This window comes from Siminovitchia sp. FSL H7-0308 (assembly GCF_037980985.1).
In the GTDB taxonomy this organism is placed as follows: Bacteria; Bacillota; Bacilli; order Bacillales; family Bacillaceae_C; genus Siminovitchia; species Siminovitchia thermophila.
The window spans coordinates 180619-203419 of the sequence record NZ_CP150282.1 but is presented as its reverse complement, the minus strand read 5'-3'; the positions used below and the strand labels follow the sequence as shown (position 1 = coordinate 203419).

Sequence of the window (22801 nt, the reverse complement as noted above, 5' to 3'; positions counted from 1 at the left end):
CAACTAATATTTATTATGGTACTTAAGATTATGCTGCTCTATAAAATGCCTCCCCTTTTTATAAAATTTACCGATAACACGCTTACATCTAACAGCATATATAATAACATAAATCGCTTTAATTTTCTATATTTTCCCACGTTTGATATTTTTGTATTTTTATGACAATTTAGGATTAAGTACAATAGTTCTTCCCGAAAAGCTTCTTGTATGGTTAGCCAATTTAAACATTTTCCAAGAGCAGGTATTGCCAGTTCCGCATCTGAGACGTTAGAGGCCGTCTCTTTTAAATAGAGATATAAACTGTTCATGAGCTGTTTTGCCTTTTTTCACTTCTGCTTTAACAAAAAGTAGCACAAACCTTGGTCTTGGTCTGTGCTACTCATATTCGTATATTTAGTTGTTACTCATAACGCAATGCGTCGATCGGGCTCAATTTGGAAGCTTTATTAGCTGGAAGAATTCCAAAGATAACCCCGATGAATGCAGAAAATCCAACTCCGATTAGGACGACGAGCGGACTCACAATGGCGTTTATCGGCGCAAAAATGGAAATCAGCATTGAGACAAAGAAAGCCAAACTAATTCCCAACAAACCGCCCAACGAGGTTAGCGTAATCGACTCAATTAAAAACTGTAGAAGTATTTTCCCGCGTGTGGCTCCAAGCGCCTTTCTCAAACCAATTTCCCTCGTTCGTTCCGTCACGGATACGAGCATAATATTCATGACACCAATCCCGCCAACGAGCAAGGATATGGCCGCGATACTGCCGATAAACAATGTCATTACTGTAATAACCGTATTAAACTCTTTTTCATATTCGGAGAAATCGAAGATAGCGTACCGGCCTTGGTCTTCTTCCAATCCTTTCGCTTCTGTCAGTGTGTCTGCCGCTTCCTGCCCTATTTCCGATATTCTCTCGGGATTATTGGCTATAACCGCCAGACTTTCTATTTCCATCGTTCCAAACATCATGGAAACAACCGACCTCGGCATTAACGCTTCCCCATTTTCTGAAAATCGGAATTGCTCCGGAACCGGGGACTCATAAACACCGACAATTTTATATGGATTATCGTTTACATCAACCACTTCTCCGACGACTTCATCGCTGTCTTTAAAAAGCTTTTTCTTGGCTACGGTATCAATCATGAGTACCCGGTTCATCCCGTCATTATCCAGTTGGTTCAGGGGCCGCCCTTCAACAACTTGAATATCTCTTGCCGAAAAAAACTCGCTTCCAACACCCGTAATCTCCAGGTCAACCTGCTCATCATCCACCAACAGGCTTCCCGAAGCCATGTTTGTTGCCAAAACGGCTTCTACCCCCGGAACTTCGGCAAGAGTTTCTATATCGGCCGTAGATAATTCCGGCTGTTCCCCCGTCATCATGGCCATTCCATCTTCTGACATATCCTCCTCATAATACAGTTCCACAATATTTTTATCCATGCTGAATAACTCGTCTGTCATTTCTGTCTTGGCACCTTGTCCAATGGCCACGATGATGATAACGGCCGCCACCCCGATAATAATGCCGAGCATCGTTAACAGTGAGCGTATCTTATGGTTCCAAATCGAGGATAACGCAATTTTAAAGCTTTCCCATATACTCATGGCGTTCTCCTCCGGTCATCTGTAATCCTGCCGTCTTTTAACATAATCCTTCGGTTCGTATATTCTGCAATTTCATCTTCGTGGGTAACAATAATGACTGTTTTTCCTTCATTATTCAGTTGGACGAGCAGTTCCATAATTTGTTTGCTCGTTGTGGAATCAAGCGCTCCCGTCGGCTCGTCTGCCAATATGATCGAAGGATTATTCACCAAAGCACGGGCAATGGCGACACGCTGCTTTTGACCTCCCGAAAGTTCGCTCGGCAAATGCTTTACCCGGTCTTTCAGCCCGACTTTCGTCAACATTTGCATCGCCCTGTCCGATCTTTCTCTTTTTGAAACACCCGCATAGATTAACGGCGTCTCGACATTTTTCAAAGCATTTAATCTCGGCAGTAAAAAAAACTGCTGAAACACGAATCCAATATGCTTGTTTCTTAATTCCGCCAGTTTTTTTTCACTGGCGGAACTGATTTTTTCACCATTTAATTCAAACGTGCCTGTTGTCGGATAATCCAAAAATCCAATAATATTCATTAATGTGGATTTTCCCGAACCCGACGGGCCCATGATCGAAATAAATTCGCCATCTTCAATGGTTATATTAATATCATGCAATACAGGAACTTTCAGTGACCCGTTTCCATACACTTTTGTAATATTACTCAACTTCATCAAAAGAGGTCACTTCCATTCCATCATGCAATCCTTCCGTTGGCTCAATGACGACTAGTTCATCCTTTTTGACGCCTTCTTTTATTTCAACAAACTCATCATTCATCGCGCCCTTTTGAACCTCGCGCCTTTCAAGTTTGTCGTCTTTTAATACATATACGACATCCGCGCCGTCTTCTTCGTGCAACGCGGCATGTGGAATAGCAAGAGACTTTCCTTCAGCGGCAACATTAATCTCCAGAGAGACGTGAAATCCTTGCCTTAATTCAGATGTATCGTCCGTTATCTTTACCTTGAACGGATACATCGTTACACTGCCGCCGCTACCTCCACCGCCGGAGAAGTCCTCACCGCCGCCGCTTCCTTCCTCATTTGGAAATTGTGAGACAGATTCTATTTCCCCTTTCCATTCCCTATCTTTATAAACTTTTGGACGGATAATAACGGATTGTTTTTCTTTAATTTTAACCGCATCAAATTCACTCATCGTTCCAATGACCTTAAACGGTTGGTTCGAAATGATATGTACGACAGGCTCAGGTGATGCGTTTTCTGTACTTACAGCATTTTTGTCTACCTTAACGACCATTCCGTCTATTTTGCTGACGACAGTCATCTCTTTGATTTGCTTGTCCAAATCATTAATTTGTTCTTGGGCAGCAACAATTTCTGCCTTTGTGGTTTCATGTTGGATTTCTATTTCCGTTTTTTCTTTCGTCAGGTCATCGACGCTTTCTATAGGAACTTCTGCTTCCTGTTCACTTGATGCAGACGCAGACCCGGAATTCGCCTTTGCATTCTTTATTCGCTTATTCATGTCCGCTATTTGCTTTTCTTCTGCTTTCGCTCTTTTTTGAATTAAATCTCTTTCCCTAACAGCTTTATTTAACTCGCTTTGCAGTTTGGAAGCATCATATTTAAATAGAGGATCTCCCGCTTTCACTTTTTGGTTTTCCGCTACGGAATATTCTATGATGCTCCCTTTATCCGGCTCAATAAAGACTTTCTGTTCACTTTCAGGAACGATTTTTCCCGTAACAAGTATCGTTTCAGACAATTCCCGTTCCGCTGCCTTCTGAACGGTGAATGTTTCCTCCGACATTTCTTCCGAGACACTTGCGATTCTGTTTTGAATGAAAAAAAAGACAATGGCCGCTATGATCCCCAGTCCTACGACAATAGACAAAATCCAGATCCATACTTTTTTCTTCACGATATTCCCCCCGATTTTACTAATCATGCTTTCTTCTGTTTATTCTATTACCTTTGAAAGAAAAAAAGATTGTCGCTCCTTCTACGTACGATAACAGAAAAGGTTTCAACTTTTTTTATAAAACTTTCCTCCTTTCCTCCTAATTAGACGATTCCGGAAGCAAAAATACTACAAAATACAAAAAATTCTTTTTCCTATATGGGCCTGAATTAGAATGATCTTCCATACACTCGCTTCCCCGCCGCCAATCTTTTATAATGAAACAAGCATAAATATCATTTTCAGAAAAAAGGGGAAGGAGCTGGCGAAATATGAAAATCCTTGTTGTAGATGATGATCCATATATTTTGGAGCTTGTGAATATTCACTTGTCCCAAGCGGGCTATGCGGTTGAAAAAGCGGCAAACGGTTATCAAGCACTTGAACTGATTGAAAACGACATACCCGACTTGGCGATTGTCGATGTGATGATGCCCGGAATGGATGGCTATGAATTGACGAAAACATTAAGAGCCAGAGCCGATATCCCCGTATTGTTGCTGACTGCCAAAGGCGAGTTGGAAGATAAAGAAAAAGGATTTCTCGCCGGCTCGGATGATTATGTCGTAAAACCCTTTGAGCCGAAAGAACTGCTTTTTCGTGTGAATGCGATTTTACGGCGGTACGAAAAAGCGATCGATATGCTGATTGAAGCCGGTCCTCTGACAATCAACAGGAAAAGTTATGAAGTATCCGCTGGAAAAAAGATTTATCTCTTTCCTTTAAAAGAGTTTGAACTTCTTTCCATACTTGCCTCCCGTCCCAACCAGGTGCTTACACGGGAAATGCTGCTCGAGAGGGTATGGGGGTTTGATTATGAAGGTGATGAACAAACATTGAATGTCCATATTAAAAGACTTCGCGATAAACTGGAAAAGTTGGCAAAGAATGTTGTCATTTCAACAGTCCGGGGTGTCGGATATAAACTAGAGGTCCTGGATAAATGAAGTCACTATATAGCAAATTTCTCATTTTTACACTCGTTATCATGCTCACAAGTGCCTTGGTTGCTTTTCTGGCAGTCAACACTTTTTACCACCAAACATTAAAAGCGGCCAATGATGAAAAAAATATGGAGATTGTGAAATCATTCGTTTCTTATGTTGAAAGCACGAAGGAGAATGACTTGAAACAATTTCTTCAAACACAAGCGGATGCCGGTTATAAATTGATCGCTATCAATGAAAAACGGGAAAAAGAAACGTATGGCACTCCTTTTCGTGTCGATAATCTGTCCCCGCAAAACATTGACCGTGTTCTGAAAGGCGAAGACTATCATGGAATGAAACATTTTCCAACAGAAACGTTTATGACCGGCTTTTTTGCCGACGAGTCGGCCAATACGGTTGGGACCTCCTTCACCTATAACGGGATGAATTACGCACTATTTCTGCGACCGGACATTAAGTTCCTGTTTACAGAAGTTCACTTCCTGCTTGCGGGAATGATCGTAACGATGGCGATACTCAGTTTGCTGGCCATGCTGTTTATGGCGAAAAAACTGATTGAACCGATTGTAAAGTTGACTGAAGCAACGAAAAGGGTTGGCGAAGAGAAATTCACCGACCCGCTGCAAATTGATCGGAAAGATGAAATTGGCCAGCTTGCACAAAGCTTTCAATTAATGACGGAGCGGCTTGGGGAAAATGACCGGATCCGAAAGGAATTTATCAATAATGTATCTCATGATTTTCAAACACCGCTGTTAAATATAAAAGGATATGCCAACCTGATCGAAAATGACCCGCCAGCAGTTGAACGAAAAAATTACGCCAAGGTCATTCAAGCTGAAACAGAACGGCTTTCCGCACTGACGAAACAGCTTATGCTCTTGACCTCACTTGACCAGCTTTTATCACCTCTTCAACTCAAAACATTCAGGCTGGACGAGCAATTAAAAGAAACGATTCGCCGTTACAGGTGGGCACTCGAAGAGAAAGAAATGTCATTATCGTTGGAGCTGGATGAGATTGAATTGCAAGGAGATCCGGCTTTTTTGGAAAAAGTGTGGGCCAATCTCCTTTCCAATGCCATTAAGTATACCGAGACAGGCGGCTCCATCGAAATTACTTTGACGGAACAGGACAATACCGTTATAGCAACGTTTTGTGATACAGGGATCGGTATTCCAGAAGAAAAAATAGGGCGCATTTTTGAACGTTTTTATCGGGTGGATGATTCAAGGACAAAAGAAATTGGAGGAAGCGGGCTTGGTTTGGCCATCGTCCGGCAGGTCGTCGAACTGCATGGCGGCAATATTACAGCAAAGAGAAACGGACAGCAAGGCATGACTTTTATCATCTCATTACCGAAATTGTAATGATCCGTTCATGTTCCGTTTATGTTGGGAGCTTATCATTAGGCTAACACATGAACTGGATGGAGGAATTTTACATGGAACAAGAAAAATGGAGCCTTCGCTTTATTCGAATTGCGGCTATTTTTGGGTTGATTGGGGCGTTAATAGGTTCCCATATGGCGGGAGCCGAATCATATGCATTCCGCCCTATCCATGCGCATATTTTATTGGTAGGATGGTTATCGATGTTTGCCTGGGGAGCATTTTACAAAATCTACAAAGTGCGTGCAAAAAAATTACTCACTGCTCATGGATGGACGGCCATTTTGGGATCTATTGGTTTAACAGCCGGCATGTGGCTCCAATTTATTAAGCCTTTTGGGATCAATGAAGTTTTCTCTTTGGTTTTTTATATTTGCGGCGGAGCTATCCTGCTTATCAGCTTTGCCTTGTTTATCTTCATCACATTTATGATTGAGAAAGACGTGAAGCAGATTGGTTAACAAGCCGATACAAAATAATCGCCGCTGGTGGTTCTTCTTGGTGCTCTGGCTGTTGGTCGCGGGTATTTTATCAAGCTTTGCTCCCGGGGCAAAAGAGTTTGTCGCGGCGAATAAAAACGCAGGATTGCCAGCTGATGCAAAATCCATCATTGCAGACCGGCAGCTGGAAAAACACTTTCCTCAAGACAAAGGATTACCGCTTTTTGCTGTTTTTTCCAAGAAAGAAGGTTTTTCCGAAGAGGAAGTCATTGGATTTTCAAAAAAAGTGGAAGCAATCAAGTTGGATGATCAGTATGGAGAAGTCGGACTGTTGCCATTATCCAACATGCCGCCAGAAGTAGTGCAATCTTTTGTTTCAGAAAATGGCAAAACCTTTTTCATCCCGATTACACTTTCAGAAGAGTTGGAAGGAAATGATCTGTACGAAGCGGTTCGGAAAGTTAAAAAGCAAATCTCTGTACCTGAGAATGTGACATTATCATGGACCGGTCCAGCCGGTATCGCCGCGGATGCAGTGGAATTGTTCAGCCGCGCTGATATCATTTTGCTGTTGTCAACGGTAGGCTTGATTGTTGTGTTATTATTGTTTATTTATCGCTCTCCTTTGCTCACTTTTATTCCGCTTATCGGTGCGGCTATTGTTTATGCAGTCGTGGACAGAGTCATAGGGTTGGCTTCAAAAGCCGGACTTTTTGCCATCGACAGCCAGGCGGTATCGATCATGACGATTTTGCTGTTTGCGGTCGTCACGGACTATTCATTGCTGATTTTCTCCCGTTACCGGGAGGAGCTTCGGAAACATGAATTAAAAGACGCGGCAATGCGCGAAACGATGCGTCACGTAAAAGAGCCGATATTTTTCAGTGGAAGCACGATTTTGCTCGGAGTGGCCACCTTATTTTTCACCTTATACGAACCGTATCGAAATTTCGCCCCTGCCTTTGCGATCGCGGCTGGCGCCATGCTAATTGCCGGATTGACATTGCTGCCCGCCCTGTTTGCCGTGATTGGAAGAAGAGCATTCTGGCCGTCTATTCCGAAATTTGGGGAAGAGAATACTGATCAAAAATCGATATGGGGAAAAATAGCAGAAGTTGTGGTAAAGCGCCCGCTGTTCTTTCTTTTGCCTCTGATTGTGGTCATGGGGGTTGGCGCCTGGAATACAACCCATTTAAAGGAATCTTATGATTTGATTGCGTCATTCCCGGAAGATTTGTCATCCCGCGTAGGCTACGAACAGCTAAGCAAAGACTTTTCGGAAGGAAGTCTTGCTCCAGGAACATTGTTACTCGTTTCCGAGGAAAAACTTGACATGCAACAACTCCAATCTGTCCTGAAAGAAGTTGGCGATATAAAAGGCGTTGAACAAATAACGGCTCAGGGAAATCCGCTTTCCAAAGATGGAAAAAGCGCCAAGTTCTCGTTTATTGTAGAAGGAAATCCATATGAAACCGAAGCCTTCGAAACAGTAAACATAATACGTGAGAACAGTGAGGCCATTGTAAAAGACGCAGGATTATCCGAGACAAAACTGTACGTTGCGGGTGAAAGTGCGGTAAATGCGGATCTTCAAGATATCAATGATCGGGATACAATCGTTGTAATGGTCTTGATGGTGATCTTCATTTCAGTCATGCTCGGATGGCAGACTCGTTCCATCATTGCGCCTTTATATATGATCGGTACGATTGTCCTTTCCTACGCCGCCACGCTTGGGCTCTCAATATGGTTATTCAAAGTTTTTTTGGAGCTTGATGCGATTAATTACAGAATTCCATTGTATGTTTTTGTATTTCTTGTTGCCCTTGGAGTCGATTATTCGATCATGCTCATTGCCCGGATTCGTGAGGAATTGAAATCAATGCCGTTTGAAGAGGCCATTAAAAGAGGCGTAGATAAAACCGGCGGCGTCATCAGCTCGGCTGGATTGATCCTGGCTGCGACATTTCTTGTTTTGGCTACAATGCCCATTTACGAGCTAAAGTTGTTTGGATTTATGATGGCCGTCGGGATTTTAATGGATACCTTTATCGTCCGGCCACTCATGATTCCAGCTACCTTGGCGCTCCTTCGCAAATGGAGTTTTTGGCCTCAAAAAATTTGACAGGAGACTGTCTAAAAATCTCCTGCACATCAATCCAGGAGAAAGGCAACAAATCGTTTTCTCCGTCCCTATTTAACATCTATAGGATGCGCGCTGGCAGGGGCCCGCGCCTTTCAGGAAGTTGTGGGTCATTGCCATAATCCCGATTTCCTATAAAGGGTTGGCGCGAGTCTGGGACACAACTAAATCAGTTGATTAAAAAACAAACAATAAAGTGAAACTTCATTCAGAAGTGGGAGTCTTTTTTACGGCACCTTACATGCGGGATAAAGTGAAACTTCATTCAGTAGGCGTTTTCCCTACTGAATGTTAGTTGAACCAATCGGGCATTTAGGTGCCGTTTTCTCACACTTGGACCTTTTGTATTCACCCAAGATTTTGAAGTGGGAGTCTTTTTTACGGCACCTTACATGCGGGATAAATTATCCCAGTGTATGATACGAAAGCTTTTAGCGTCGGCAAAATAGGTAGGCTCCTGCGGGAATAGCTCGAGCTGAAGATCCCGCAGGAAAGCGACCTTTGCTATTTTGAATTTGACCTTTTAAAGGACACATCCTTTTCGGAGTTCCCTATGTTCCCTCTCATCGCTCGGCCTTTAAGATTACATACCAACATTATCGAGCATTTATGAAGACCCAGCATGGCGATTCCACCAATCACCTGATCGTATTTCAATTGATAAGGAAAAATATGGTCGATTTGCTCGGGAGCGATACATAGTTGAGCGGAGAGTTGTTTGAGAAATGGATTCGTATTCGCTCCGATTCCCCCGCTCATAAATCCATTTACAATAAAAAGCAGACAGGCCGGCATCAACAATATTCCGCTTAAAACGGCATAACGTTTCGTCTCTTCTTTTTTTACTGAAAAAATAATCGGCCACCACATCCCTGCTGCTGCGACAAAAAGGCCGAACTTAAATAGGGAGTGGATGGTTGGGCGGTTTAGCAAGTATTGGATCAAAAAGGGCAGGTGATATAAAAGAAATAATGCGGCGAATACAGTGAGAAAGATGCCGGAAATGAGAGGTCCTGTTTTGGGATTGAACCATTTGCGGGGAATGCCCAGCAGCAATAACGGCGGGACTAAGAAATACAGAATACTCATGTTTACCATATGGAGAGTAAAAGAAACATGGCTTAACTGCGTGAAAGGAGTTCCTCCCGCCAAGAAAAAAAGGCCGAGGCCTGTATAAAAAAGAACGGGCCGCTTGTCATGCCATTTTGCTTGTTCCTTTCGGTGGATGAATGTGGCATACACAATGGCCGTTATGATAAGGACAGACAAGAGGAACATATTCCATGTAAGTTCTCCTGCGAGTATACTCATGATAACCCTCCAGATCAATGGTCTTGATTCATTTTATGCCTCGGTTGAGCGGTTATCCTTTTAAGTTTTTTGTACGGGCCCAAGAAGGAATGACCGCCTTTTTAGACCCGGATATGATGAACCATTGGAATCTCGGATGGCAAAACACAACCTCTTTTTCGATATCGCAACTTTTTCGCTTCCATAAATCGCTTGCTTTTACGGGGCTGTATGAACAGATGAAAGGTTATTTTGTTTGGTAAAAACCTATACTGGCTATTGATAAAAGAGACATGATTGCTGTCATAAAGAACACTTCATGTACCCCTGATTTTTCGGCAATGATCCCGGCAATCATAGGACCGATCAATATCCCGATTGCATAAAACGACTGATAAAAGCCCATTGCCGAGGTTTTTAAATGACTGGGACTAATCTTCACTACTTCTCCCAGCAACAAAGGAAAAATAAAACCGAGCGCAAGCCCCAAGCCTGCATGGTACATACTGATCGCTACCAACGACTTCGCAAATGGAATACATGCCAGAAAAAAGGCGGTTAATCCAAAAGAGATGATTAAAATCACTTTATGATTTTTCCTGTTTAAATGTAAGAAGGTGAGCCCTAATGAAGTTAAGGCATGTGGAATAAAAAAGGCTCCCATTAACCAAGAAACGTGTGTATTTTTCAGACCAATCGACTCGGCGATAATAGGGCTGAATCCGAAAATGGTTATAAACAAAATCGCATGAGCCACTAAAGAAAGAAAAGTGACTATTTTTAGGCCGGATATGCTACATGTCTTCTTTATATACTCTCCGGTATGTAAATGGGGGCGGCTAAACGGCTGTCCCTCAACTTCTTTTATATGCCAAGCAAAATAGATCCCCATTATGGAGAAAGTGGCTCCTAACCAAAAAGGAAAATCCCAGCCTCCGACATGAATAAAATAACCGCTTGTGGTCATACAGACAAGCTGGGTGGCAACCGTGTTACATTGCATGGCTCCCATTGCTTTTGTGGCTTTTTCAAGAGTGAAATAATTTGAATATAGGACAGTCGCCATTACCCACATAGAAGCCGTAATGCCGGTCAATAATCTAGCGAACAATACAGCCCAAAAATCTTTAAAGAAGATCAATATCAGACAGCTGGCGAAAGCGCAAACAAAACCGCCTATCAGCAAATGCTTTCTAACGCTCAGTAACATATCGGATAAAATACCTAATGGAAAACGCAAAAGAATTTGAGAAATCCCGTAACCTCCTAAAATGATGCCCGCTTCGGCATAGGAAAAACCAATGGATTCTAAATAAACACTAAATAATGGCGCGTAAGTATAAATAGAAAACCAGAAGCAAAAAACCGCTGCATGAAAATGAAGGTGATTGCTCCTGGTGATTTTTTGCTGTGCGTTTAATTCCTTGATTTGTTCGATCATAAAACCTCCAGCACCTGAGTTATGGCGCAGAACGAATTCCTATGTTTCTATTGCCGCTTTGCTTCCCGCTTTAGCTCTATAACGCTTTTGAAAAGTTTTCAACAAAAAATCTCCACTGTTTCCAATGAGGTTTCCCCACCCTGCTTTTCACTTCGGAAATTGCGGCTTGTTCCTGCATTTTTTAGACCGGATCGTTTGAGCATCTTTTGGCTATACAACCAGACAATCTATGGAGTGATGCAACAAATGATTGACCATTTTTATTTACTTTACTGGCCGGTTATTTCTTTTTAAAAAGTTTCTTATTGCGTTTACCATGGAGCTTGCCGATAACTCATATTTATCTAAAAGCTGCTCATTGGGGGCAGACTCGGCATTTCGATCTTTTACACCAATCCGCAGCATAGGAGCAGGCTTTTCCTCAACTAGAACTTCGGCAACAGCGCTGCCCAGCCCGCCATAAATACTGTGCTCCTCAGCGGTGACGATGAATCCTGTTGTCTCAGCGGCCTTTACAATTGCTTCTTTATCCAACGGCTTGATTGATGGCATATGGAGGACAGCAATGGAAAAACCTTCTTCTTGTAATCGTCTCGCGGCTTCTATCGAACGGCTCGTTTGAGTACCGGTTGAAATGATGGTTAAATCTTTTCCTTCTTTCAGGCAAACTGCTTTACCTATTTGGAATTCATCATCCTCGGAGAATATAACTGGATAAGGATCTCGCGCCAAACGAATATAAACCGGTCCGTCATATTGATGGGCGAACCGCATCATCTTTTTCACTTCCACACTATCAGCCGGGGCAAGAACGATCACATTCGCTAATGAACGGAAAATGGCGATATCTTCCAATGATTGATGTGTTTTTCCGGTTAAACCGGTAAGCAAGCCACTGTACCCCCCAATCATCTTGACGTTTACATTCGGTTGGGCAATTTGAACTTGAATTTGATCAATGGCCCGTTTGGACAGAAATGCGGCAAATGTGACAGCCCAAGGTTGCAAACCAGTTGTAGCCAATCCGGAACAAACACTAAGCATATTTTGTTCGGCGATACCCATTTGCAAAAACTTTTGAGGATTTTTTTCGGCTACCACATCTATTTTCGTTGAATTTGCCAAATCTCCATCCACAACATAAACCCTTTCATCTTCCATTGACAACCGCAGCAATGTTTCTCCAAAGATTTCTCTCATTGTCTCTTGCTTGTCCATTAGTAAATGATCCATCGTTTATCCCCCTATGTTTAATTCTGCTAACGCGTTATTTAGTTCTTCATCTGTTGGAACTCTTGAATGCCAAAGATAGGCATTTTCCATAAAATTGACACCTTTTCCTTTTACTGTATTGGCCACGATCATCACAGGTTTTCCTTTCACTTTCTTTGCTTCGTGAAAGGCTGCTGACATCTCGGCAAAATCGTGTCCGTCGATAGTGATCACATGCCATCCAAAAGCCTCCCAGCGTTTTTGAGGATTCGTAACAGGAATTTCCCTGGAGCCATTTTCGCCATTCCAGCCAAATTGTTGAAGTCTATTATTGTCTAACATAACGACTACATTATCCAACCGATACTTAGAGGCAATATCCGCCGCTTCCCATACCTGCCCCTCTTGTGACTCGCCATCGCCAATCATGCAGTAAGTCCGGAAATCTTTATGTTGCAATTTGGCTCCCAATGCGATGCCCACTGCCGCCGATATTCCTTGACCGAGAGATCCCGTAGACATGTCTAAACCGGGAAGTGTGTTCATATCGGGATGTGCCTGTAATCTGGAGTTCAAGGAATCAAAAGTCTTCAATTCTTCCACCGGCATATATCCCCTCAAAGCCATTACAGCATAAAGAGCAATCGCTGAATGTCCTTTCGATAGAACAAATCTATCGCGGTTCTCAGCCCGTGGATCTGTTGGATCGATATTCATTTCGTTAAAATACAAATAAGTTAATAGATCAATCGCTGACATAGGACCACCTATGTGTCCCGCTCCGGCGTAATGGACTGTTTCAATAACGTGACGTCTCGCCTTCTTCGCCTTATAGATTAATTCCGCAGTTGATAATGCCATGTAAATCCCTCCAATTTCATTTTGGACTTGCCGGATATCTCTTTAAAAGTACATCTCCAATTAGTTATTGTCGTGAATGAAGTCATAAATCATGAATGGAAAAAAGAACGTGCTCGACTTGTATTCTAAGTAGCGCACTTAAACAGTTAATTTAAACCACATTGGAACAGATATAATAAAGTTGATCATGTCTCAAAAAAGGTTAAGCGCTTTACTTTCTTTAAAAAAAGAGAGCAAAAGCGTATATTCGCATCGTCCAGTGAATAACACTGAAAGCTTTCTTTCATCCGTATTCCGTCTATCACTGTCTCATGATCTTTTCTTTTTACATTCAGTAGAGTTGCTCATTTTTGTGGATAGAGCATACGCATCCAGAACCTTGAACCAGATCGTTTTTAAAAGATCGCGATAGTACTGTTCCTTCGGTACCATCGCTACTTTTTGATGTGGATCATGAATGAATGAAGCGCTTGTTTCCAATGGTGGCAACATCCCACTGGGTTAGCTTAACTGACCAATATGCGAATCCATTTTAATAGGGCGCTTTTCGATATATGATTGTTTTGCGGCCTGGGCGATTCGCTCTGCTTGTAAACCATCGTTTCCGTCACAAGCTGGCGGACAATCGTTTTGAATCGCCTCTATAAATGCCCGAGTCTCAGCTATATAGGCATCTTTATAACGTTCCAAAAAGAAATGCTGTAAAGCATCTTTGTAACAGCCTCCATAAGTACTTAGTTCTACCGTTGTTGGCCGATCATTTTCACAAGTTAAGTTGCCTTTTTCGCCAAACACTTCCACCCTTTGATCATAACCATAAACGGACTTTCTACTATTATCTATTACTCCAAGAGCGCCATTGGCAAATGTTAATGTAGTAATAGCGGTATCTATGTCTCCAGCATCCTCAATATATGATGCTATCAAATTGGCCCCGGTTGCAAAAACCTCAACCACTTCACTATTGGCAAGGTACCGCGCCATATCAAAATCATGTATGGACATATCGAAAAACAACCCTCCTGATTGCTTTATATAACCAACCGGTGGCGGCTCGGGATCCCGCGATGTAATCTTTATGATATGTGGTGCGCCAATGACACCGTTTTTCACTGATTCATGTATTTTCAAAAAATTCCGGTCAAATCTGCGGTTGAAGCCGACTTGAAATGTAACATTTGCCTTTTTGACAGACTCTAAAACGGCTTTGGTTTCTTCTACTGAAAAACTGATTGGTTTTTCGCAAAAAATATGTTTGCCCAGTTCGGCAGCTTGTTTAATAATCGGCACATGAGTATCTGTTGGGGAGCAAATAAAAATAGCGTCAATTTCTTTATCCATAAGAATGTCATCATAATGAGTTACTATTTGCTCAACCCCGATTGCTTTTGCCCAGTCTTTTACATGTTCTGTAAATAAATCGGAAATTGCTTTCAGTCTCACATTGGGAAAATGAACGATATTTTCAGCGTGCAGTCTGCCAATTCGCCCTGCACCGATAATGCCAATCGTGATTGCATGAGGCATTGTTCTCAACCATCTTTCTTTAATAAAATATTTTTCATTAAAACGTTTCTGGAAGCTTTTACACGGTAGTCCCTTTGGGCCGCGGTTTTTGGATGTCTTTATCATTGTCTATAGGAAATCCGCTATCTATTTTCTTATCATCAAGTTCTTTTATCTGGCTGGCTTGGATGATGTTAGATTGGATTGACCGGCGATTGTTCGATGGATAGTTACTCCGCGATTATTTCATTTTCGGGATCATCAAAAACTGGCACTACCGATGCATGTAGTGATGCCAGATCATATGATTTTATTTTCCGAGCAATTGCTTCACTTTCTCCAATTTATCTTGCGCATTTTCAATGGTAATGAGTTCAATCCCACTATTGATGTTTTTCTCTACCGGATCACCTTTTATTGCTTTTAATGCGTTTTCAACAGCGAGATACGTCATGTTAAAAGGTTGCTGTTCGATTGTTGCTGTGACATCGCCTTGCGCAATAGATGCTAAACCGTCTGTTGTGCCATCAATCCCAATAATAGGTATATCGAGTTTGTTTGTTTGAATCGCCTGGGATGCTCCCAAGGCCATTTCATCATTTGCAGCGAATACTCCTTTCACTTTCGGATGAGCTGTAATCATATTTTCCATCGTGTTCACGGCCTTTGTTCTGTCAAAATCGGCTGCTTGAACAGAAGCAACCTTTATTTTATGTTTCTTAAAATAATCCTTTGCGCCAGCAATCCTGGCTTCATTTTGCGCCGCACCAGAAACGCCCTCGATAATAGCCACTTCATCCCCCTCAGACAACATGGAACTTAAATGCTCGGCCGCTTTCTGGCCAGCCGTATAATTATCAGTACCAATATAGGTTAATTGATTTTCCCACTCTAAGTCCGTATCAATTAATAGAACCGGAATATCTTTTTCGTGATATTTACTTAGGGTTGGAATAACCGCGCTAGTACTTGGCATGACAACCAGCGCGTCCGGATTATTGGTCAATAAATCTTCTAGTAAATTGATTAACTCTTGCTCTTGTGTTTCCTTTGTTGCTGCAAGAAACTTTCCTTCAACATCAAAATCTTTAAACGCCTGTTTTGCTCCGGCTTCCGCCAATTTAAAATACTCTTGATCAGATCCTTTTAACACAACAGCGACTTGTGGCTTCCCGCCGCCATTCTTTTTTGTATTGGCGGATTCGGCATGGTCCTCACTTGCCTGATTGCCGCAACCAACTATTGATAATATAGCGATTAACATACCAACTGATAGGAAAGACTTTTTGATCATATTTTTTACTCCTCCATATGATGTGGATATACCATGATTTTGATTGCCTCTCCTTTTCGCATCGCGTCGATTGCTTGATGGATATTTCGCAATGATGTCCGATGAGTGATAAGGCTTTCAATATTTAAAATATTTGACTCTAATATTTTGATCACTTTGGGAAAATGATTGTTTTGAATAATCGTACCGAAAACGGTTATTTCCTTTTTTGTAATTTCATATTGTTTTATGGGACGATTGGCACTTTCATTCATCCCTACCAATAAAACTTTACCGCCTTTTCGAACTACTTGTAACGCTTGGTCAAATAGAACGCCAACACAATCAATAACGACGTCAGCCCCTACACCCGTTATCTCTTTTACTACCTCCCCTATATCGTTATTTGCTGGATTTAACATATGGGTTGCGCCTGATCGCTTCGCCTGTTCCAGACGGTAATCAGATAGATCACTTACGATAATCTGTCCGGCTCCAGACGCCTTTAGTACTTGTGTAAATAGCTGTCCCATTGGGCCGGCGCCTAGTATAACTACACGATCGCCAGGGTTGATCCTTATTTTTTCACAGCCATTTATGACACATGAGAGGGGTTCAGCTAAAACGGCTGATTCGACTGGCACATCCTTTGAAATGTTACATACATTTCTGGAAGGAACCACACTATATTCAGCCCAACCTCCATTTTGAAAAATCCCGATCGTCGAGAAGTTTTCACATACATTTTGAATGCCCGTTTGACAATAATAACAATGGCCACATACAGTCGTTGGATCAACAACAACCCGGTCTCCTACAGAAACATTTCTGACATTTTTTCCAATCTTGATTACTTCCCCGACATATTCATGTCCTTGAATAATGCCTTTCGTTGCGGGATGAGAGGGAGGATTTGCCAAAATATGAATATCTGACCCGCAAATACTTGCCACTTCCACTTTTATTTTCACTTCATCATCTCTTGTGATGTCAGGCTCCTCTATTTCTTGTAATGTCAATTTTCCTATGTCTTCAAATACTGCCGCTAACATATATTCAACTCCTTACTGAAAAAAATCAGAAGTAACTATTTATTTAAATACTGATCAACTTCCGCGATTCTTTTTTCAACATTATCTTTTGTGTACACTTCAGTACCAGAATCAATCCTTTTCTCCACTTTTTCTCCCTTTATCGCTTTGTAGGCGGATTCTACTCCCAGGTAACCCATTTGGTAAGGGTCCTGTGCAATATTTGCGATCAATTTTCCATCCGCAACAGCTTGCAGCCCGTCCGGGGTGCCGTCAAAGCCGATTAAAGGAATGTCTTGACTATCTTTATTTTCCAATCCTTTAAAAGAACCTAGAGCCATTTCGTCGGAAGTAGCAAATATCGCTTTTATATTCGAGTCAACCGTTAAAGCATTTTCAACAATATTGACCGCTTTCACACGATCACTTTGGGCATCTTGTACAATAAAAGTAATATTTTTCTCCTTTAAAGCATCCTGGAAGCCTTGGGTTCTTTCATCATGAACTTTCGCCCCCATTTGTCCGCGAACAATCAAGACTTTATCACCCTTATCCAACTGATCTCGTATAAATTCTCCACCTTTGAAGGCAGCTTCATAGTTCTCTGTTCCAATAAAAGTAACACGGTTATCAAACGCTTCTACATTCGCGTCAGCTAAAACAACAGGTATGTTTTCGCTATTTGCTTTTTCTAGCGCCGGCAAAATCGCTTCGGGTAAACTTGGCGCAATGACCAGCCCATTTACATTAGCGGAAATTAAATCCTCTACCATTTTTACTTGTTCTTCATATAACGTTTCTTCAGCCGGTCCCAGTATTTCAATTTCCACACCCAATTCTTTCGCCGCCTCTTTAGCTCCGGCCATATGGAGTTTCCAATATTCGGAATTTAACGCCATTAGAACAACGCCAATTTTTACCTGTCCACTGTCTCGACTCTTGTCGGAATCGCCTTTTGAGCCTGCTTTATTGTTCGCGGAACAAGCACTTATCATGAATAAAGCAGATACAACCATAATAATGATGAGTCTTTTTTTCATTTCAATCCTCCCCCGCTAAATCATTTACTGATTTTTGGAACGTCTGCGCAATACATCCACAAAAACGGCCAGTATGATCACTACTCCTATTACGACGGTTTGAACATCTGTTGAAGTGCCTAATAGATTAAGCCCGTTGCGAAGCACCGCAATAATCATTGCTCCTATCAAAGTTCCCCATACGGTGCCGACCCCGCCAAAAAAGCTTGCCCCGCCAATAATGACTGCGGCAATGGCATCCAATTCATATGTTAATCCGGCAATTGGGGATGCGGCATTCGTTCTCCCAATCAAAACCAATCCACCTAGTGCCGCCATTAAACCACTAATGGTATATACGATCACCAATACGCGATCAACAGGAATACCCGACAAGCGAGCTGCTTCTTTATTACCTCCTATCGCATAAATATATCTTCCTGTTGCAGTTCGGGTTAAAAAGATATGGAAAAGGAGACAGACAAAAAGTACTAAAATAAAACTAAAAGGGATAAATCCAACATCGGCTTGTCCTGCAAAGTTGATTAAGTAGGAAAATCCAAAAATGGGAGACGCGCCAGTAATAATTAATGCCAACCCCCGAAACACATTCATTGTGCCCAGAGTGGAAATAAAGGGGTGCGGCAATTTTAATTTGGTTAACAGCAATCCATTGAGTAAACCGGCTAACGCTCCAACTAAGAGACAAACAAATATTCCCAGAATCGGGGGCATGCCCCACATGACCGTTACAACACCGGTGATCACAATGGAAAATGCGAGAATAGAACCTACCGACAAGTCAATGCCCGCTGTTAAAATGGGCAATAACATGCCAATTGACAACAACGCATTGATAGATAATTGCCTCGCTATATTCATAATATTGTCTAATTTCATAAAGCTCGGTGAAAGGATCGCAAATACAGCCGACAGAATGACCAATCCAAATAATGCGCCAAACTTATTCACCATATATTTCATATCCCGAAACTTGTTTTGATCCTTTATACGCATTTCGCTTTGTTGGATCACTTCTGATTGATCTTTCATTTATGAACAACCTCCTGTCGCGGCTTTCATGATTACTTCCTGATTTGCTTCATTTCTATTTAAATTCGCTGTGATTTTTCCCTCGTGCATCACAATGATTCTATCTGAAATGCCAAGGATCTCTGGCAACTCAGAGGAAATAACAATTACCCCGGCACCCTCTTCAACCAATGAATTCATTAATTTATATACTTCCACTTTTGCGCCGACATCAATTCCTCTTGTCGGTTCATCAAAGATAAACACTTTGGCATCCGTAAAGAGCCACTTGGCAATGACGACTTTTTGTTGGTTTCCTCCGCTAAAATACTTTACAAACAAGTTGATATTATTGGGTCTAATGCTCAAATCTTTTATATATTTTTCCGCTACTTCTTTTTGTTTCCTTACATTAATAAGTCCTTTGCTTTTTACTTTATTTAACTTTGTGATTGTCTTATTAAAGGTGAGGGATTGGTCGAGAAACAATCCTTCTTCTTTTCTGTTTTCAGATATAAAGGCTAAACCGGCTTTAATGGCATCAATCGGATTTCTAATATGTTGCTTTTCTCCAAAAACAAATACCTCTCCCGAATAAATGGGGTCTGCGCCAAATAACGCTCTGGCCAATTCAGTACGTCCCGCCCCCACTAATCCAGAAATTCCCAAAATTTCACCTTGATATGCGGAGAAGTTAATTTCTGGCGCATCCGGCGTTAGTTTAACGTTTTTTACACTAAATACTTCTTGGCCTTTTTCAAACTGGATTTTGGGAAATTTATTGTCAAGCGAACGGCCAACCATCAGCGCAATCATTTCATCTATTGATGTTGCGGCGGTTTCAACAGTCCTAATTTTGCTGCCATCTCGTAAAATCGTTATTCTGTCACTGATTCTTTTGATTTCTTCCAATCGATGAGAAATATATATAATCGTCATTCCTTGCTTTTTTAATCTTTCTATCGTTACTAATAGTTGCTCGGCCTCCCGTTCACTTAAACTTGATGTTGGTTCATCCATAATAATGAGTTCACAATTTAAAGAAAGGGCTTTCGCAATTTCTACTAATTGTTGTTGACCAACCCCCAGGTTCTGGATCAGTTCATCCGGGTCAATATCTTGACCTAAACGCTCCATCAGCTGCTTTGCTTCATTTTTCATTGTCGAACGGTCTAATAATGAAAACTTGCCACTTCGCTTTTTTTCATGCCCCAAGAAAATATTTTCCGCTATGGAAAGCTCCGGAATAAGGTTCAGTTCCTGATAAATGGTTCCAATTCCAGCGTTAATCGCATCGCTTGGTTTATTGATGACAAGATTTTCACCCTTCCATTTTAGTTCTCCCGTATCTTTTTGATATGCGCCAGTGATGATTTTAATAATGGTTGATTTTCCCGCCCCATTCTCTCCTAAAAGAACATGGACTTCACCTTTTTTGATGTCGATATTCATATCATGCAGCACTTGAACACCGGAAAAAGCTTTACTAATGTTTTTTAGTTCCAGCAACATATGAAATCACCCCTATCTTTTCAAAAGTAATGCAATAGACTCCCAGTATTCATCATTTGCCCTTTTTGAAAACGCATACAAATTCTTTTTATTCGCAATTTGATTGCGTAAGGACCTTCAATCGGTAATGACCAATGACATATTCCAATATGAACACTCATAACATCACTTCTTTATATTTTTCTTGATTTCTTAGTAACACGGGGCAACCATTATTAAATGATCTTGTAGCCGCAATGGCAATTTCAAGAGCCCTTTTTCCATCTAAAGCCGTACACAATGGCTGCTCTCCCTTGCGCAGGGCTGTAATAAAATGGATCATTTCCAATAAATACGCGTTTTTAAATCTTGTTGGAAAATCTTGAACCAGATCATGGCTGCTCTCATTCTTTTTAAAGATCCTGACATCATTATTTCTCATGGACCCTATTTGAATGGCTCCATCGGTGCCGACCACTTCACCTCTGATATCATAGCCATATGAAGAGATTCTCATCGTTTCAATGTCTCCTGCAGCGCCTGATTTGAATCTGATTTGTGACAAGCCCTGATCTACATCTTTATATTTCTCCATCAACCGATTGGACTCCATTAAGATGTTCCCGCTTGATTGAACGGAGTAAATTTCATCGTTCATCAGAAAGCGCGCAATATCATAATCATGAATCGCTACATCCAAAAAGATTCCTCCACTGTATTTGATGAACTCTTCCGGGGGCACGTTGCCATCTCGGCTGACCGCCTTAAAGTAAAGAGGTGTTCCAATGTCTCCCGCTTCTATCCTTCTTTTGGCTTCTACATACGCAGGGTCGAACCTGCGCATAAAGCCCACTTGGCAAGTAATTTTGTTTTCCGCGATGACTTGCAATACTTCATCTGCTTCTTCCAATTTTTGAGTCAATGGCTTTTCTATGAAGACATGTTTCCCATGTCGCGCAGCCAGTTTTATCATTTCGGCATGTGTACTGGTTGGTGTAACGATAATGACAGCATCGATATGTTCGTCTTCAAAAGCGGCCATTGGATCATGTGACCACTTGTCCACGCTCAACTCCCGCGCAACCTGCTCAGCTCTTCCTTGTAACGGATCTACAACTTTTACCAATTTGGCGCCCTCGATTTTGGTGGCAAGATTTTCAGCGTGCCAGTAACCAAGGCGGCCAAGTCCCAAAACCGCACACCTGATGAACTCTTTCATGAATTCCCCTCCAGACTATTTTTCCGCTTTAAACGAATGGATGAACCATTTTTTGTAAATATGATAACGATCGCTTCGCATATTCAACTGGCTGATAAATTGTCGGGTCTTGCTCTCCTTCTATTAACGCCCAGCCAGTATACCCTCTTTTTATTAACGTTGTGATAATCGGTTCAAAATCTAAACAACCTTCTCCCGGGACTGTGAAAATACCACTGCGGATTGATTGACGAATACTAAAAGATTCTTCTCTAGCGCGTTGCAGAATATTTTCCCGGACATCTTTTAAATGAATATATTTTATTCTGTCAAAATACGTATCCAATAATGTCACGGGATCATTGGAGCCATAATAACCATGCCCCGTATCATATAGTAATGAAACGAGATGAGGTTCCGTCATCTCCATCAACCTGGCAATTTCATCCGGCTGCTCCACCACGGTGCCCGCATGGTGGTGGTACACTAAATCCATTCCATGTTCCTTGCATATTTCTCCAGCTTTATGCAGTCCTTCTACTAAATACTTCCAACCATCATCATCCAATCGCTCAACGAACGTTTCGTCCTGTTTACGGCGGGGATCTTGATTAAGCATCGATCCGCCAATTTCGGCTGTGCTCACAACCTTACACCCGAAATATGCCAGAAATTTCACATGATCCCGATAAGCTTGTAATTCGGCTTTATGTCTTGTTGGGTCTGTGAAAAAGACAGATTTCCATTGCGTTGTTAAAACAAGATTGTATTTGTTCAAGGCGTTTTTTAAAGCAATTGGATCTTTTGGGAATTTTCTACTGACTTCTGTCCCTCTAAATCCCAATGTAGATATGTCCCGCATCACCTGCTCATATGTAAAAAAGTCACCATGCTCCAAAACATCCTCGCCAACCCAATTAATCGGATGAATGCCCAGTTTAAATGGAAGATGATCAATCGGCATAGCTCTTCCCCCTAT

At 41.7% G+C, this 22801-nt stretch carries 19 protein-coding genes; 4 read left to right on the top strand and 15 right to left on the bottom strand.

Features of this window, described 5'->3' with window-relative positions:
* Window positions 1–403 precede the first annotated feature (403 nt).
* Genes MHB50_RS00975 through MHB50_RS00965 form a run of 3 tightly spaced genes read right to left on the bottom strand, consistent with a single transcriptional unit; the run spans window position 404 to window position 3505 of the window.
* Window positions 404–1618 carry an ABC transporter permease gene (locus tag MHB50_RS00975; RefSeq protein WP_077112948.1) on the bottom strand — a complete coding sequence of 405 codons (1215 nt, stop codon included), beginning with the start codon at window positions 1616–1618 and terminating at the stop codon, window positions 404–406.
* A complete protein-coding gene (locus tag MHB50_RS00970) occupies window positions 1615–2295 on the bottom strand; it encodes an ABC transporter ATP-binding protein (RefSeq protein ID WP_339161225.1) in 681 nt (226 codons plus the stop codon). Before MHB50_RS00970 ends, MHB50_RS00975 begins: the two co-directional genes overlap by 4 nt.
* Window positions 2279–3505: a biotin/lipoyl-binding protein gene (locus MHB50_RS00965; RefSeq protein ID WP_077112949.1), complete on the bottom strand. Its 1227-nt coding sequence runs from the start codon at window positions 3503–3505 to the stop codon at window positions 2279–2281. The genes MHB50_RS00970 and MHB50_RS00965 overlap by 17 nt, the downstream gene beginning before the upstream one ends.
* Window positions 3506–3816: 311 nt before the next feature.
* Here MHB50_RS00965 and MHB50_RS00960 point away from each other — a divergent pair, with 311 nt between their 5' ends.
* From MHB50_RS00960 to MHB50_RS00945, 4 genes are all read left to right on the top strand, one after another.
* Window positions 3817–4491: a response regulator transcription factor gene (locus MHB50_RS00960; RefSeq protein WP_077112950.1), complete on the top strand. Its 675-nt coding sequence runs from the start codon at window positions 3817–3819 to the stop codon at window positions 4489–4491.
* Window positions 4488–5864 carry a HAMP domain-containing sensor histidine kinase gene (locus MHB50_RS00955; protein WP_077112951.1) on the top strand — a complete coding sequence of 459 codons (1377 nt, stop codon included), beginning with the start codon at window positions 4488–4490 and terminating at the stop codon, window positions 5862–5864. Before MHB50_RS00960 ends, MHB50_RS00955 begins: the two co-directional genes overlap by 4 nt.
* A 74-nt stretch (window positions 5865–5938) precedes the next feature.
* Entirely contained in the window at window positions 5939–6346 is a 408-nt protein-coding gene (locus tag MHB50_RS00950; protein WP_077112952.1) for a hypothetical protein, read from the top strand.
* A gap of 40 nt (window positions 6347–6386) precedes the next feature.
* Window positions 6387–8450: an MMPL family transporter gene (locus MHB50_RS00945; protein WP_339161218.1), complete on the top strand. Its 2064-nt coding sequence runs from the start codon at window positions 6387–6389 to the stop codon at window positions 8448–8450.
* A gap of 522 nt (window positions 8451–8972) precedes the next feature.
* Here the strand turns inward: MHB50_RS00945 and MHB50_RS00940 are convergent.
* The 12 genes from MHB50_RS00940 to iolE form a co-directional block, all read right to left on the bottom strand.
* Window positions 8973–9779, bottom strand: coding sequence for a cytochrome c oxidase assembly protein (locus MHB50_RS00940; protein WP_077111958.1), 807 nt, complete (start codon window positions 9777–9779; stop codon window positions 8973–8975).
* A gap of 226 nt (window positions 9780–10005) precedes the next feature.
* Window positions 10006–11199 (bottom strand): MFS transporter, encoded by a 1194-nt coding sequence (locus tag MHB50_RS00935; protein WP_339161215.1) that lies wholly within the window; start codon window positions 11197–11199, stop codon window positions 10006–10008.
* A 264-nt stretch (window positions 11200–11463) separates the two neighbouring features.
* Complete coding sequence (locus tag MHB50_RS00930) at window positions 11464–12432, bottom strand: transketolase family protein (RefSeq protein WP_339161212.1); 969 nt, start codon at window positions 12430–12432, stop codon at window positions 11464–11466.
* Between the two features lie 3 nt (window positions 12433–12435).
* Window positions 12436–13272, bottom strand: a complete 837-nt coding sequence (locus tag MHB50_RS00925; protein ID WP_339161209.1) for a transketolase — start codon at window positions 13270–13272, stop codon at window positions 12436–12438.
* Window positions 13273–13773: 501 nt separating this feature from the next.
* Window positions 13774–14799, bottom strand: a complete 1026-nt coding sequence (gene iolG / locus MHB50_RS00920) for an inositol 2-dehydrogenase (RefSeq protein WP_339161205.1) — start codon at window positions 14797–14799, stop codon at window positions 13774–13776.
* A gap of 289 nt (window positions 14800–15088) precedes the next feature.
* A complete protein-coding gene (locus MHB50_RS00915; RefSeq protein ID WP_339161202.1) occupies window positions 15089–16072 on the bottom strand; it encodes a sugar ABC transporter substrate-binding protein in 984 nt (327 codons plus the stop codon).
* Between the two features lie 5 nt (window positions 16073–16077).
* Entirely contained in the window at window positions 16078–17103 is a 1026-nt protein-coding gene (locus tag MHB50_RS00910) for an alcohol dehydrogenase catalytic domain-containing protein (protein ID WP_339161200.1), read from the bottom strand.
* A gap of 35 nt (window positions 17104–17138) precedes the next feature.
* Window positions 17139–18122 (bottom strand): sugar ABC transporter substrate-binding protein, encoded by a 984-nt coding sequence (locus tag MHB50_RS00905; RefSeq protein WP_339161197.1) that lies wholly within the window; start codon window positions 18120–18122, stop codon window positions 17139–17141.
* A 24-nt stretch (window positions 18123–18146) separates the two neighbouring features.
* The gene (locus tag MHB50_RS00900) at window positions 18147–19085 is read right to left on the bottom strand and encodes an ABC transporter permease (protein ID WP_339165557.1); all 939 of its coding nucleotides are present in this window, start codon (window positions 19083–19085) and stop codon (window positions 18147–18149) included.
* Between the two features lie 69 nt (window positions 19086–19154).
* Entirely contained in the window at window positions 19155–20645 is a 1491-nt protein-coding gene (locus MHB50_RS00895; RefSeq protein WP_339161194.1) for a sugar ABC transporter ATP-binding protein, read from the bottom strand.
* A 157-nt stretch (window positions 20646–20802) separates the two neighbouring features.
* Window positions 20803–21843 (bottom strand): Gfo/Idh/MocA family oxidoreductase, encoded by a 1041-nt coding sequence (locus tag MHB50_RS00890; RefSeq protein ID WP_339161192.1) that lies wholly within the window; start codon window positions 21841–21843, stop codon window positions 20803–20805.
* A 28-nt stretch (window positions 21844–21871) separates the two neighbouring features.
* Window positions 21872–22780 (bottom strand): myo-inosose-2 dehydratase, encoded by a 909-nt coding sequence (iolE, locus tag MHB50_RS00885; protein WP_339165555.1) that lies wholly within the window; start codon window positions 22778–22780, stop codon window positions 21872–21874.
* Window positions 22781–22801 lie beyond the last annotated feature (21 nt).